Annotated in this window: 9 protein-coding genes; all 9 read right to left on the reverse strand. The window is 56.4% G+C overall.

The genetic code is table 11. The features are described 5' to 3' along the window. Positions 1-439: 439 nt before the first annotated feature. Positions 440-1,900, reverse strand: coding sequence for a hypothetical protein (locus ACGY09_RS20320; RefSeq protein ID WP_397569203.1), 1,461 nt, complete (start codon positions 1,898-1,900; stop codon positions 440-442). A gap of 215 nt (positions 1,901-2,115) precedes the next feature. Continuing rightward, the gene (locus tag ACGY09_RS20325; RefSeq protein WP_397569204.1) at positions 2,116-3,429 is read right to left on the reverse strand and encodes a PhoPQ-activated pathogenicity-related family protein; all 1,314 of its coding nucleotides are present in this window, start codon (positions 3,427-3,429) and stop codon (positions 2,116-2,118) included. A 142-nt stretch (positions 3,430-3,571) separates the two neighbouring features. Then, positions 3,572-4,012: a hypothetical protein gene (locus ACGY09_RS20330; protein ID WP_373653146.1), complete on the reverse strand. Its 441-nt coding sequence runs from the start codon at positions 4,010-4,012 to the stop codon at positions 3,572-3,574. Positions 4,013-4,362: 350 nt separating this feature from the next. Continuing rightward, positions 4,363-5,421: a DUF1559 domain-containing protein gene (locus ACGY09_RS20335; RefSeq protein ID WP_397569205.1), complete on the reverse strand. Its 1,059-nt coding sequence runs from the start codon at positions 5,419-5,421 to the stop codon at positions 4,363-4,365. Positions 5,422-5,950: 529 nt separating this feature from the next. Beyond that, a complete protein-coding gene (locus tag ACGY09_RS20340; RefSeq protein ID WP_397569206.1) occupies positions 5,951-6,415 on the reverse strand; it encodes a hypothetical protein in 465 nt (154 codons plus the stop codon). A gap of 87 nt (positions 6,416-6,502) precedes the next feature. After that, positions 6,503-7,564: a DUF1559 domain-containing protein gene (locus ACGY09_RS20345; protein WP_397569207.1), complete on the reverse strand. Its 1,062-nt coding sequence runs from the start codon at positions 7,562-7,564 to the stop codon at positions 6,503-6,505. 593 nt (positions 7,565-8,157) lie between these two features. Beyond that, positions 8,158-8,589: a hypothetical protein gene (locus ACGY09_RS20350; protein ID WP_373653142.1), complete on the reverse strand. Its 432-nt coding sequence runs from the start codon at positions 8,587-8,589 to the stop codon at positions 8,158-8,160. 456 nt (positions 8,590-9,045) lie between these two features. Then, positions 9,046-10,542, reverse strand: a complete 1,497-nt coding sequence (locus ACGY09_RS20355) for a DUF1501 domain-containing protein (protein ID WP_397569208.1) — start codon at positions 10,540-10,542, stop codon at positions 9,046-9,048. A 36-nt stretch (positions 10,543-10,578) separates the two neighbouring features. Next, entirely contained in the window at positions 10,579-14,025 is a 3,447-nt protein-coding gene (locus ACGY09_RS20360) for a DUF1553 domain-containing protein (protein ID WP_397569209.1), read from the reverse strand. Position 14,026: the final 1 nt, after the last annotated feature.

Below are 14,026 nucleotides of genomic sequence, written 5' to 3' on the forward strand. Positions count from 1 at the left end.
AGGGGCGTGCCGCAACGTGACGGCTCGCAAATAAAATGGATTCCGGGCGAATGTCATGCAGAAAATGAGTTTTGAAAGAGATTCAATTTCTCGAAGCTCATCGTAGATTGCTCAGCCAGAAGGCACATCCGCACAAAAAGAGCACCGCCGAGGGGCATCCATTAGAACCTTCGGATCTGTTGGATTCTTTCGGCTCACCGCAATCATCACTGACGACCGATGGGCAGACATGTAGACCTGCGGTATGGGGGGGAATGCGATGCAGTCCGACATCTGGCCACCGATGCGACTTCTTGAGTAGAGCAAACGAGCGCCCCCCTTCCGCGCTCATCCCTGCGGCGTATCTCATGCCTGCCGTTCCGGACCCCGACAGAGCGGGGGGCCCGCTGTTGAGTGAACGGCGAGGCCGGATCAATCACTTCCTCTCGACATGCGATCGTTAGTGGATCTCCTGCAGGTCAGCGCGCGTCGTTTCGTAGGTGGTGTTGAAGGCGAGTGCGTCAGGATCGGGGGTGACACCCCAGTGTTCGCACGCAGCGCGATAGATGACTGGCCACCAGTTTCGGTGCTGGGTCAGGCCTTCGTCGAGATAGTTGCGCCAGTGACTCAGAACCTGAGACCAGCAACGGTCCCCATACGACATGGCCTCGTTCAGGTTACCAAACTCTTTGACATACCACTCACGCCCGATCTGGGCATGCAGGACTTCGTCGGCCCAGTCGAAGTCCTGGAACAGTCCCGCCAGCGGAACGCCTGAAGCCAGTCCCACTTCCCATTCGTAGCGTTTGCCCGTACGGGGCATCAGTCCCTGCTCGATGAAGAACAGGACGGCGTGGCGTTCCCAGGGCTTGAGCTGCGTATTCAGGTTTCGCGACCAGGTGAAGTTGATCGGAATTTGCGACCAGTCAATCCCCAGGTGCACAAAGCCAACTTCCCCCAGCATCGCGTGGCGTGCCTCGTCCCAGAGCTGGCGAGTCATATCACGATAATACTTCCAGGGCTTGCCCGGCGTCTGGACCAGAATACTGGCCATCATTTCAGGAACATCAATTTCCCTCAGACGCTTGTAGAACATCATCAGGGATTTGTCCCGGGCCGAAAAACGCTCGTCGTAGAGGAATGCTTCCGGATTGACCCCGCCATTAAACGAGTCTTGAAATCGCGCATCCCGTTTCGGAATGGGATCGTATTCGTAGGGGACGGCAGAAAACTGGGGAACCAGGGAGTGGACCTCGTCGCCGTCTTCCGCGGCCGCAGCCACGTCCGTTTTCGATTTCAAAACACATGCGTCGCGACCAGACACACCACCGGCATGTGCCAGGCAGTCCATGAGCAGCGATCGCCATGATTCACGCTTTCGAGCCGATTCTGCATCGACCAGGCAATTCACCGCCTGGCGGCCGAAGGTGAGCAGATCCTCCATTTCCAGGATGCAGAAACGGGCGATCCGGACGGAAGGAGAATCGGACAGAGGGTTCGTGGTCGAAATATACTGCTGCAGTGATTCCAGCAGTGCGGGAACAATCACATCGTAGATTCCCAGCACTAATTCTGTATGCGTGGGGGCGGCGAGTACTTCGTCGCAGAGCAGTTCGAGTGCGGGATGCGGAACGACCTCCAAACCCAGCGGGGGGTCACGCAGTTCGCTGACCCGCTGCCGAATTGCCGTGGCGTGCTCGGCACACAAGTAGGTGTGCAGACTGAACGCCGTTTTCAGTTCGTAGACCGGTTCTGCCGTGATCCGTGCGGTGAAGATCTGATGAAGCCGGACCAGCAGGTAGTGATGCCGCTTCATCCACGTGACACACTCCTCAACGGAGAGTCCTGATCGCTGAGCATCGGCGAAAGAACAAAGTCCGGCCAGGGGAGGAAGGTGAGTCCAGGGTGTGGTCTTCGTCATGATCTTCTTGAAGTTCAAAATCGAGTTCGTGTTTTAGAAAGCCCCGCATCGATAGCATAACAAAGAAGGGTAAAAGAAAAATCGGGGTCGGGCGTCCCACTTTCGGAATCGGCACTCGGCCCACACGGCGAATGGGGCGCTGGAGTGCCGATTCTGAAAGTAAGAATACCCGACCCCGATGGGGACTCAATTCGGAGGGACGTTGCCTGCGGAAATTACTCGCGGCGAATTTGTGTTGTCAGCGTGTAGTCTTGTCCATAGGCGTGGAACTGAACCTCGCCGTAGAGAGCCACGTGTCCGTCCGCTGGTTTCGGCAGCGTGGCGATATAGTCGCCGTTGGTGTCCTTAATCAGTTTGGCTTCCCACTTCGACTCACGGAAGTCTTTGGTGGCTGAGGATGCCTTCCACAGCCGCACGGCGGTGGGCTTCTGGTTTGACTTGATGGTCAACTGGAGAGCGTCGCCGAGGGTTTCGTGCTTCCAGTCGATGGCGGGTAACGCCTTTCCTTCGATCACGTGCTGGAAGAATACCCCCAGTGTGGCGAAGGCCCCTTCGCGGCCCCCCTGCAAACTATGTCCTGCATTGGGGACGTAACGAATGTACTTGTCGCCTGACAGGTCATTCCAATAGACGTTCAGAGCGTCGACCGTCCAGTAACGGTCATTGGTACCGTTAATAATCAATTTCGGCAGAGTCAGATGGTCGCGGTAGAACCAGGGATCGACCCAGCGCCACAGCGGGAAGTCACTGTCTTCCTGCAGATGCTTGATCAGTCCCTTCCGTTCGTAATCTTCGATCTGCTCGCTGTAGCGTCCCCAGGTTTCGATCTGGTAGTCCATTTGCTTGGGGAAGTTCAGCGTATCGATCACGATGGGGGCAATGCCGACGACCCGTTTGTCGGATGCTCCGGTCAACCACGTGGTCCATCCTCGTTTCGACGCTCCCGTGACGACAAACCCCTTGACGGGCGCGTTCCACTCTTTTTCTGCAAGCTGTTCGACACAGTCCATGGCTCGGATGGCACTTTTGACCATCGGGAACAGGAGCGGCCAGCGTTTATCACCTGTGGCGAGGTGGAAGAGGAAGGTGTCTGTGATCAGATCATCTTCCTTGCGGCCACCCAGCAGGGGTTGATTGGGGACCTGATGGACCATGGCGACCCGTGCCCCGCAAAGTTTCGCGATCAGCAGGCCCATCATGCGGTCACCATCGCTGGGCTTGTTCAGATTGCCCCCGCCGGTAATGAAGAGCAGCACATGGTCCTTGTGTTTCAGGTCGGCTGGCTCGTAGACCATCATCACGTGCTTCCAGGTCATATCCATCCAGGCCTGCGACGCGAGTTCGACGTCGTAGATCTTGCCCAGCGGATTCTCAATCTTTTCATTGAGCTTCCAGGCGAAGGTCTTGTCTGGCAGGTTCAGGTAATCCTGAAGCGGTGATGCGACCGGAGCGGGGGACGACTGGGCGAATGCCGTGCTGGCAAAAACCAGCATCAGGCAAGTCAAACAGTTCGGTCGAACAAATTTCATAGCGTCTCTTTGTTCAGAAGTGATTTAATTGGACAGGAAGAATGATTGAAACAGTGTGTAGCAAGACTTTCAATGTCAGCCCGTGATTTCAGAAGACGAGGCAACAGGCCGAGCAGTGGGGTTATGCAATGCGAGTGAAGGTCTAGGGCTTCGCTCCTTTCGTCGATAGCTCAATTAACCCAATGTCATTTGACTCACCGGACACAACGGTCAGCTGGTGTTTGGATTTTTTGGGGTCGGCGTAGGCCCCTTTCAGTCTGTCTTTGGGCGGGATCCCCATTTCTTCCCAGACGAATGCGAGATTGTAGGTCCCTTCTGGCAGCCCGTCTCCGGCCTGATACATCGACATCGAGAAACGTCCCTCCGCGTCTGTTAAGGCGGTCAAGGGGTACTTGATCGTTTCTGTGCCGGGCAGGGGATGGCATTCGACAAGGAGATTTTCCGCAGGTTCACCGTCGACTTCCACGATACCCGTCACCGGGGTGGTTTCGATTCGAGGCCCCCCTTGCTGAGCAGGCGCGCAGCCGGAAATCAGTCCTCCCAGAACCATCCACAAATAGATTTCAAATTTCCGTGTGTGCATTCCAGTTTCCGAGGCAAATCGTACTCAAAGAGTGACAAGTCGTCATAGGGCGGACTGCTGACAAAGCGAGTCCGTTAATTCCAGAGGCTCCCGACACCTTACATGTGGGGAGCCTCTGCCTGTGTGGGAGTACTCAGTGAACTCACCGGGAGTTTCCACTTTCTCACGCGTTGTCTCTAAAACGTTATATCCCAGTTAGTGATGGCCCTGGGGAGGGCACTCCATCGCGTTCAAGAACGCCAGGGGGCCGTGGTTGAAGAACCGATTGTGGGGAGACTCCTGACGCGCCGCGTTACGAATCTGTGTAACAAATCAGTCCTGCACCCATGCGGAGATTTTTTGTTCCACAATTAGAACTCGCCGATGATCTCGCCACCTCGGGCGGAGACCAACCCGACCATCGTAATGCCGCTGATGTTCTGGCTCAGGAAACGGACTGACCCATCGCAGAGCAGGATCTGGGCTCCTCCCGTGTGCCAGGAGTAGAGTCCCGCGGAATATTCGGTAGGGCTGCCACTGCGAAAGTGAGCATTCGAGCAATTGATCGTACAGAGTCCCCGATCACCGGAACCATCATAATTCCGCCCCGAGAGCTTCCACTGTCCATTGAACGGATCGACCCACGCCCCCGCGCCGAATGAAGCTTGCCAACCCGATTCCGGATCTGAGGTCGGAACCACTTGGCGGGCCCCTCGGTACAGAGTGTTCCGTCCGCAAAGTTCACCGACCATCATCGTGTTGGATGTTCCATCCGTGATGTCAGAGATTCGGCCCCCGGTGGGGATGTTGAGGACGTTCCCCGCGATCGCATTTCCGCCCACGGCCCAACCATCCAGCGTGACCGAACCTGTCGTGTTGTAGACGATATCGACGAACTGTCGCTGGACCTGAATGGTGCTGATGTAGTCAATCGCCCCGGCGCTCGTGAGGTTCCACGGAGCCGTTGAAAATGTTCCAACCACGTAAGGATTCTCATAAGAGATCTTGGTGCTTGATCGAGGTGTGGAAGGGCACAAGTATCCTGTGATGACCGTCTGACCGGCGGTAACATTGACAGGATCAAAGGCACTGTAGTTCTGGTTGTAGAGATTAAAGGTCGCGGCATGATCCATGTAAGGCAGCACCGCCAATGACCAGACGGTGGAGCTAAGAGCGCCACTGTAACCCGTTGAGTTCATCAGGGACAAAAACACAGGAATTGGAAACCGTCCGTAGGTGCTCTCATAATTGGCCATGGCTAGGCCAATTTGTTTGAGGTTGTTTTTGCACTGTGTTCGTCGAGCCGCCTCCCGTGCCTGTTGAACGGCTGGTAAAAGTAAGGCAATTAAGACCGCAATGATGGCAATGACAACCAGCAATTCGATCAAAGTAAATCCGCGCTGACGCTTACGTAGAGGCTTTTCTGACATTGAAATCCCTAAAGCTGAGAAGCAGTTTCGAAATCCATTTTGCATATGCGGTCGATGGAATTCTGCCTATAAAACCAGATGCCACAGCAATTGCTCACAGGTTGTGAAATAACCTTGAAGGAATAATGCCGAGGACTGGTCTCGACGAACGTCAAACTAGTCAACTCTCGTGAAGTTTTGGTGAATGTTCGTAGAGAAAGAGAGGAATGAGTTTCAGTCATTTTATCGTAGGTGATCAGCTTCACCGCGACAATCCTGCGGCGTCGTCGGAAAAGAGGGCTTCAGTGGCTCATCGACGATGCCGACCGGCCGATTCCGACCGGGATTCCACGGTCTCAAGTCTTATTCCGCCACCAAAACGTGTTTGAACTATGTTCTCGTGACGAACGGCAATGTGAGTGGGGTCCCGCGTGACTTGAACGACGTGGGGGGCATGTTGGCTGAGCTTACAGGGATGTGAATTCATCGGCACGAAATGGTGCAGCTGCATTGTGTGGCATACCTGAAGACGTGTGATGCTTCCAGTTTCCTATTTCGTGCTGAGCTGAATTTCGCCCAAATCGACAGGGGCGTCGGCAACGGTCAGCTTAATTTCTGATTTTTCTGGATCAGAGTACTTACCTTTGAACTTGTCACCAGCGTAATTGCCGCCAATCAAATTGATCTGTCCCCACTGAAAGACGACTGCATAATCACCTTTAGGGGCTCCATCTGCATTCGGGCCGCCTTCGTATGTACCGATGGTGAATTTCCCTTCGTCATCTGTGTATGCGGAGGGGACGATCACTTGTGATGTGCCCGCCTCGGGATCGGGGCCGTTCACCCGAATCAGGCGAACTGCCACCATCGACTCGGGTTCACCGTCAATAAGCAGGGTCCCCGTTACTTTGCTCACCTTGTCGCGCACGACCCCTTTCGGTCCTCGCTCACACCCGATGAACCCGAGAAAGATTCCAAGTGTGACCATCATTAACAGGAATCGGTGCCCAACCATGAACCATGCCTCATCAAGTCAAAGCAGAACCGGGCACCCCACCAGATGCAGAGTTGCCCTGAAAGACAACGAACGTACTGGAATTCGTCAGAATTCGCCGAGGATCTCTCCACGTTGGGCGGTGATAATTGACGCGATGATCAAAGCGGCAGTGTTCTCATTCACAAATCGAACAGCTCCGTCAGCCATCAGAGTATGAGCTCCGCCGACATGAAAGGAATACATTCCTGAGTGGGCTCGGTTCGAACAGTTAATCGCGCACGGTCCACCGTCACCTAGAAGTTCACCATTGTAGCCAGTTCCGTTAATCCAGATATCGCCCGAAAAAACGGCGTCAGCCCATGCTCCCCCTCCGCTGATCCCGATCGCGGCGGCTTCTGGATCGGAACTCCCAATCGCTTTGCCTCGACGATACAACGTGTTTCGAGCGGCGTTTTCGAAAATCAATGCTGTGTTCGACGATCCATCCGTGATGTTCGCGATTCGCCCGGGACGGCCACCACTGCTGTAACCCAGTTCGAACGGGCGGACTGATATAGACCAGGTCGCGTATCCGCTACGATCGCCCGTATACGACGTTCCCTGGTATGCCAGATTGCTGAAGACCCCTCTGACACCGGAAGGAACGAGGTAGTCAGAGGCTCCGCCGGTGAAGTTATAGGTCTGTGCAGTGCCGGGGTATCCGCTGGCGAGAACGGTGCCTGAAGGAATGGAGTAGGTGGTCGTCGTGCCGTTGCGTGGAGTGGAGGGGCATACAAATGCTTTAAGCGGAGAGGCAATGGCTGCCGCGTTAACAGGGTCATAGACGGATACGCCAACATTGTACAAATTAAACACTGGAGCTTGATCCAGGTATGGAAGAATGGATGTTCCCCATCCGATTGTCTGCCCAAAACGCAAAGAACCACTACTGACGTCGATACTAAGAATAGCTGGCAGCGGGAACTGGCCGTAGACGTCGTGGTAGTTATGAAAGGCCAGGCCCATCTGCTTAAGATTGTTCTTGCATTGGGTGCGGCGCGCTGCTTCACGTGCCTGCTGCACGGCGGGTAGTAAAAGGGCGATCAGCACCGCGATGATGGCAATCACCACCAATAGTTCGATGAGTGTAAAACCACGTTTACGCTGGTTTGAAGTTTGAATGACCATAGAACGCACTCCTCGAAACAAGTTGGAAAATGACGAAGCCAATAAATGAAGACAAAACGTCGCAATACTTGTTTAAGACGATCCGCAAAGTCAATAAGGGCAAACCCATTGGCGAGAAGTCGCCACGTCTGAAAAGTCCCAGTGCGTCTGTTCACGAGCGATTCTCGAACTGATCAGTCGAGAACCTTCGTCGCCGGAAAATTGGATGTGATGCAGAGATGCTGGATGATTATTGCTTTTTAAAAAAGCAAATGCAAGAAACTTGCACGATCGTGCAGTCCAGAGGGTGACGATTGTTACCCACTGCACAGATTTGCCTGCGGCAGAGGGTAGGAGAAACGCCCGGTGATGACCGGGCCTTGGGGTCTCAGAGGGGGAGAATGATGGCGGAGTTCGGACTGAGCCAGGGGGGCATCGTCTGCGGACGAAAGTGACCCGCGATCCCGTCCCCGGCCGGGGAAGAGAGTGTTTTTGATCGTTGCAGCTGTGAACTGATTCTCGCGAGCCTGCCCGATACCTCTGCGCGAACGAGACGCGTTCGCGAACGGGGATGCGGCCGTCGTCAGACTCAAGCTTGTTCACGTCCTCAAGTTCTATTCAGGACCAAGGATATGAACTTTACCGTGACAGAAGCGGCAGGCGACTTTGGACCCGACGTACTTATGAGCGAAGCGGAGTGACTCCTGACAGTGGGGACACTGAGCGTAGGAATCGGCTTCGATCACCGCCTTACTGGCTGGATCCAGGGAAAAGTCGGCCGAACAGAACTTGCACTGCACTCGTTGTCCCAGGTACTTTCGATTGATCTTCAATTCCTGGTGACAACTCGTGCACTCGATGAACAGCCCGACGGGGGTGATCTCAACCACGCTTTCGACCTCCTGAAGTGGGAAGAACGTGGGAATCTCAACGCTCTCTTTCTCCAGTTCCAGATTGAGGAGCTGACGACACGTTCGACAGTGAATGACATTCGGTGGCATATCTTCGCCACATTGCGGACATGGGCCGCCTGGCCAAGCGGGCATACTCTTTATTCCCCGAAGTAAAAATACAAAATTTGAAAAAACGGACTGGGGTACGCGAACTGACACCCCCGGGCGAACATTGCGGTCAAACCTCGAAACGGCCCGCTCGCCCAGGCAGGTTTGCCCATCATCGAAGCAGATCATTCAATTTCGCAATACACAGTGGAATTCTAATACAGTATCCAATTCTTCCACAGTACCCAACCGATCACAACAATTCAGCTCAACGTCGGAACGGAAATCCCATCGGTTCGGATTTCGAATTTGACGGATTCCCAGAAGGCATCGGCGCTGTGGACCTGGAGGAAGCCGATCTAACGATCGTGAACAAATGTTCTCGTCCGCGAGGAACGGGTCCCCGACGCCCCCCTTTGGCGAGGGTGGCTGGTGTTTTCAGCGTGAACGGTGTTTTCAGCGTGATGAGAAGGGGCGATCCGGATGATCGACTCGCAAACTTCAGGCCAGCACCGGCCGAATCAATTCTCCATGGACGTCCGTCAGGCGGAAATGGCGCCCCTGGAATTTGAACGTCAACTGATGATGGTCGATGCCCAGGCAGTGGAGAATCGTGGCGTTCAGGTCGTGGACGTGAACTGGGTCTTTCGAGACGTTGTAGCTGTATTCGTCCGTCTCGCCGTACGTCAGTCCGCCGCGCACCCCTCCGCCTGTCATCCACATTGTGAAACAGCGAGGGTGGTGGTCGCGGCCATAAGTTTCGGCGGTCAGGTTTCCCTGACAGTAAACGGTCCGTCCGAATTCACCGCTCCAGACAATCAACGTGTCGTCGAGTAATCCGCGCTGTTTCAGATCGCGAATCAGGGCGGCACACGGTTGATCGATATCGTGTGCCTGCTGGGGGATCTGAGAGGGCAGGTTGGTGTGCTGATCCCAGCCCATATGAAACAACTGGATGAATCGGACCCCTCGTTCCGCTAACCTTCGCGCGAGCAGGCAGTTCGCCGCGAAGGTTCCCGGCTTACGGGAATTCGGTCCATACAACTCAAAGGTATGATCGGACTCGTCCGAGACATTCGCCAGATCGGGGACCGATGTCTGCATGCGAAACGCCAGCTCATATTGGGCAATTCTGGCTTCAATCTCGGGGTCACCCAGCCGATCCAGCTGGATTCGATTGAGGGCCGCCTGATCGTCGAGCATTCCTCGCCGCACTGGGGGATCAATTCCTGCAGGGTTAGCGAGGTAAAGGACTGGTTCGTTCCCGCTTCGCAGTTTGACTCCCTGGTGTTGTGAGGGGAGGAAGCCGGAACCCCACAACCGATCATAGAGTGGCTGGTCATTGGGCCTGCCGGTTCCGCGAGACAGCATGACCACAAACGCGGGCAGGTCCTGGTTTTCAGAACCCAGGCCATACGACAGCCACGACCCGAGGCTGGGGCGTCCCGCAAGCTGGGCTCCGGTGGTCAGAAACGTGACCGCCGGATCATGGTTGATCGCTTCGGTCGACATCGACTTAATGAAGCAGATGTCGTCCGCCACATGTCCCAGATGCGGCAGAAGTTCGCTGAGAGTTGCCCCCGATTCGCCGTGCCGCGAGAACTGAAATCTCGAAGGAACGACCGGAAACCGGCTCTGTCCCGCCGTCATATTGGTCAGACGCTGTCCTCTGCGGATGGACTCGGGCAGGTCCTCTCCTTGCCGGGCTTTCAGTTCTGGTTTCGGGTCAAACAACTCGAGTTGCGACGGGCCACCTGACTGGAACAGAAAGATGACTCGCTTTGCACGCGGAACCGCGTGTGGCCGTTTGGTATGAGGTACCGTGGTCGTACGGTCACGGGCGGTTTTCTCAGAATGGTCCTCAGCCGACAGGGAACTGAGTGCGGCGAATCCCAGCGAAGACCCCACTCCCGTGAGCAAGCTCCGTCGAGACAGGCAATCGCCGACCGCACAAGGATGATCAGGGGCCAAAGGGGAACTGCCAGGTGAGTGGGACATCGCATATCTCGCGGGAACGCCTGCCCGTCGTGAAAATCACGGTTTTACGACGAACTCGTCCAGGTTGAAAATAACACTGATCGTTGCGGTATAGGCAGCCAGTTCCACTGGCGGAATCGAGGTCTGTGGGGGAGTCTCCCCGAGGGAAATGAGCTTCTCGACCTCTTCCGGGAATGCTTGGAAAGTCGTTCTTCTCCGCTCGAATCCCTCGGTCAGAATGTTCAGCTCGCGGTCGCCGGGAGAGCGGGACAAGATCCGGCGAAACGCCCAGTCGATTCGGGATTGGGCGGAAGTTCCTCCACCGGCGATGGCCTGCTCCGCGAGAACGCGTGCCGCTTCCACATAAGTGACATCGTTCATCAGGTTGAGTGCCTGAATGGGGGTATTCGTGCGAGGAAGGCTCACACGGCAGGCTTCGCGCGTGGATGAGTCAAAGACGGTCATTGCCGGAGGGGGCGCCGTGCGCTTGCGATAGGTATAGATGCTGCGGCGGTACAGATCCGCACCATGGTCCTGAACATATACCGAAAACGGTCCCGGAACCGCTTCCGCACTCAGTTCTTCCCACAGACCTGCAGGCTGATAGGGTTTGACACTGGGACCGCCCAGCCGTTCGGCAAGCAGCCCACTGGCGGACAGCGCGGCGTCGCGCACCATCTCTGCGGGAAGTCGCACGCGCGGGCCTCGTGCCAGCAATCGATTTTCCGGATCTCGCTGCAAAAGATCCGGCGACACGGTGGCAGCTTGTCGATAGGTGGCCGAAGTAACGATCGTTCGCAAGGACTTCTTCAAGTCCCACGCGAACGGAGCATGTTTCGAACCAGGGTGCGAGGCGTCATCTGGGCTTGGCGACGCGAACCTGCTGCCCGCATCGCTGGCGATGGGGCCCGAGAACTCGATCGCCAACCAGTCGAGTAACGCAGGGTGGCTGGGTGCTTCCCCCTGAATCCCGAAGTCTTCCGATGTTTTCACCAGACCGATGCCGAACAGAGACTGCCACAGGCGGTTTACCGTCACACGTGCCGTCAGCGGATTTTCTGGTGAAACCAGCCAGGTGGCGAGGTCAAGACGATTGGAAGGTGTTGAGACTGGGCTGCTGTCCTGTGCCGTGAGGTTCGAAAGGATGGCAGGGAGCGCCGATTCGACAACTTCACCCGGCTTGTCGTATTCACCTCGCTTCAGCAGTCGAGTCTCGCGGCGGTTTGGGGCGTCCTCCATCACCATGGTGGTGGGGACAGTTGCCAGGAATTCGGCATATCGGGTCCGTGCGTCGAGCAGATGCTGGCGCGCTTGTCGTTCGACTTCGGGAGCGTATTTCGCCAGATAGTATTCCCGCAATTTTTCCAGTTCGTTCGGACCGAGTGTCTCCAGTGTCCGCGTGGCGATCGCAGAGATGGATTCGCCAGAAGCCAGAGATCGGGCAATCTGCGACGTGATGCGGCCTCGATAGAACCGCAGCTCGTCAATTGATCCAACAAAGGGGGCCGCGCTCCCACCGCCCCCCACGCGCAGCGGAACTTTGGCACGAATGGGGTTGCTCAGCAGATCGACCAGGACTTTCAGCGGTCTCGGTTCGCCATTCATCCGAACCGCCACCCCGCGCGCCGCGCTGGATCCGTCGTAGGTGACCAGCAGGTGGGTCCATTCGTCTTTGGGCAACGTCTCTTCGGTTTCGACGCGGATGAGGTCATCGAGGATTCGACCCGACAGCAGGACCCGTAACCGACCATTCGCTTCGCGCCGCAGCTCATAGCCATGTGACGAGTTCTCGTGATCCATGCGGGCAAGAATTGTCATGGCATGGTCCGCTTGCGGCTTGACCCAGCAGGAAATGACAAACGATTCATCCTCGCCCAGATACCCTGCGATCCCGGCGTCGATCCAGCGGCGTCCATCGAAGGTCGCAGCCTGACCCAGAGGTCCCGATTCGTAAGTCGGTTCGCCGTCGTGCCACTGTCCAACCCGTTCCTGGGGCGAATCGAGTTCGGCCGGGGGGATCTGCAGGTCTCTCGCCAGACGGCTCTGGGAACTGACCTGGTTGACCGCTCCCTGGATCCCTGTCCCGCCATCAAAGGAAAGGTGGGAGTCGAGTCCTTGAGTGTACGACCATTCGACCGGGACGGAGTCACCCCGGATTGAGTCCACCATGGACCGCATTCCGATGAGTACCGACGGGGCCAGTCCCTGCCATGCGGCATCGGCTGCGGTACGCTCCTGCTCAAGCAGCGACAGATGACGTAGCTGGTCAGCGGTCGGGGCGGGGAGGTAAGGCATGGAATTGCCGTTGCGGATGTATTTTCCGGGCTCCGGCACCTGATTGAAATACGCGAAGAGCTGATAGAACTCACGCTGTGAGATCGGATCGTATTTGTGATCGTGGCAGCGGGCGCAGCCGATTGTGAGTCCCAGCCAGACTGTCGAAGTTGTCTCGACACGGTCGACGACATATTCGATCCGAAACTCTTCCGGGATGATTCCCCCTTCGGCATTTCCACGGTGATTCCGATTGAATCCCGTCGCGATCAGGCGGTCATTGGCAATGAGAGAGGGCTGACGTTCGAGGTCGTCTTCAGTGTGACCGCCCGCTCTGATTTCGGGGGAAGGGCTTGACGAGACTCGGGCTTCCCGCAGATCGCCAGCAAGTTGATCGAGCGTAAACTGATCAAACGGCAGGTTTTGATTAAAAGCGTTGATGACCCAGTCACGCCAGCGCCACATGAATCTCGGACCGTCCGTCTGGTAGCCATTGGTGTCGGCATAGCGTGCAGCGTCGAGCCAGTTCGTGGCCATCCGTTCGCCGTAGCGAGGGGACGCCAGCAAGCGGTCCACCAGTCTCTCGCAGGCATCGGGAGAGGAGTCGGCCAGGAATGAGGCGACTTCGCCGGGGGTCGGGGGGAGTCCGACTAAGTCGAAACTGAGTCGCCGAATCAGGGTCGCTCGGTCCGCTTCGGGGGTGGGATTCAGTCCTTCCCGACCAAGCTTTTCCTGAACAAACGCGTCGATCGGACTTCGCACAGTCTCGGAGTGGAGATCCTTGCGCGGAAGTGAACGCCGGGGCAAGACGAACGACCAGTGCGGTTGATAGTCCGCTCCTTCATCGATCCATCGCTTCAGCAGTGCCACTTCGTCAGGGGAGAGTTTCGGGCCGAAGGACGGGGGCGGCATTCTTGTCGATTCGTCGTTCGACTCGACTCGGCGGATCAACTCACTCATGCGGGCCTGAAGGGGAACGATGGCGGGTGAGTGATCCCGTTTCGCGATCGCCGCCGTTCGGTCGTCTAAACGAAGGTCTGCGGCGCGCTTCGCCTCGTCCGGGCCGTGACAGGCAAAGCAGCGGTCAGAGAGAAGAGGCCGTATCTCTCGGTTGAATTCGATGCCGTCGGCGGGCTGGTCACTCTCTGCCCACGATGGAACGCTGATGACGAGCAGGCAGAAAAATGCGAAGAGATGGAAACGTTTCGCAAGCTGCACCGGTCGCGTCATC

It is taken from the genome of Schlesneria sphaerica, from assembly GCF_044336245.1.
Taxonomy (GTDB): Bacteria; Planctomycetota; Planctomycetia; order Planctomycetales; family Planctomycetaceae; genus Schlesneria; species Schlesneria sphaerica.

Bases quoted from the DNA above. Each gene is read 5' to 3' on its own strand.
- ACGY09_RS20340 (WP_397569206.1), bottom strand. From the start codon at position 6,415: ATGGTTGGGCACCGATTCCTGTTAATGATGGTCACACTTGGAATCTTT.
- ACGY09_RS20320 (WP_397569203.1), bottom strand. From the start codon at position 1,900: ATGACGAAGACCACACCCTGGACTCACCTTCCTCCCCTGGCCGGACTT.
- ACGY09_RS20325 (WP_397569204.1), bottom strand. From the start codon at position 3,429: ATGAAATTTGTTCGACCGAACTGTTTGACTTGCCTGATGCTGGTTTTT.
- ACGY09_RS20345 (WP_397569207.1), bottom strand. From the start codon at position 7,564: ATGGTCATTCAAACTTCAAACCAGCGTAAACGTGGTTTTACACTCATC.
- ACGY09_RS20355 (WP_397569208.1), bottom strand. From the start codon at position 10,542: ATGTCCCACTCACCTGGCAGTTCCCCTTTGGCCCCTGATCATCCTTGT.
- ACGY09_RS20360 (WP_397569209.1), bottom strand. From the start codon at position 14,025: ATGACGCGACCGGTGCAGCTTGCGAAACGTTTCCATCTCTTCGCATTT.
- ACGY09_RS20330 (WP_373653146.1), bottom strand. From the start codon at position 4,012: ATGCACACACGGAAATTTGAAATCTATTTGTGGATGGTTCTGGGAGGA.
- ACGY09_RS20335 (WP_397569205.1), bottom strand. From the start codon at position 5,421: ATGTCAGAAAAGCCTCTACGTAAGCGTCAGCGCGGATTTACTTTGATC.
- ACGY09_RS20350 (WP_373653142.1), bottom strand. From the start codon at position 8,589: ATGCCCGCTTGGCCAGGCGGCCCATGTCCGCAATGTGGCGAAGATATG.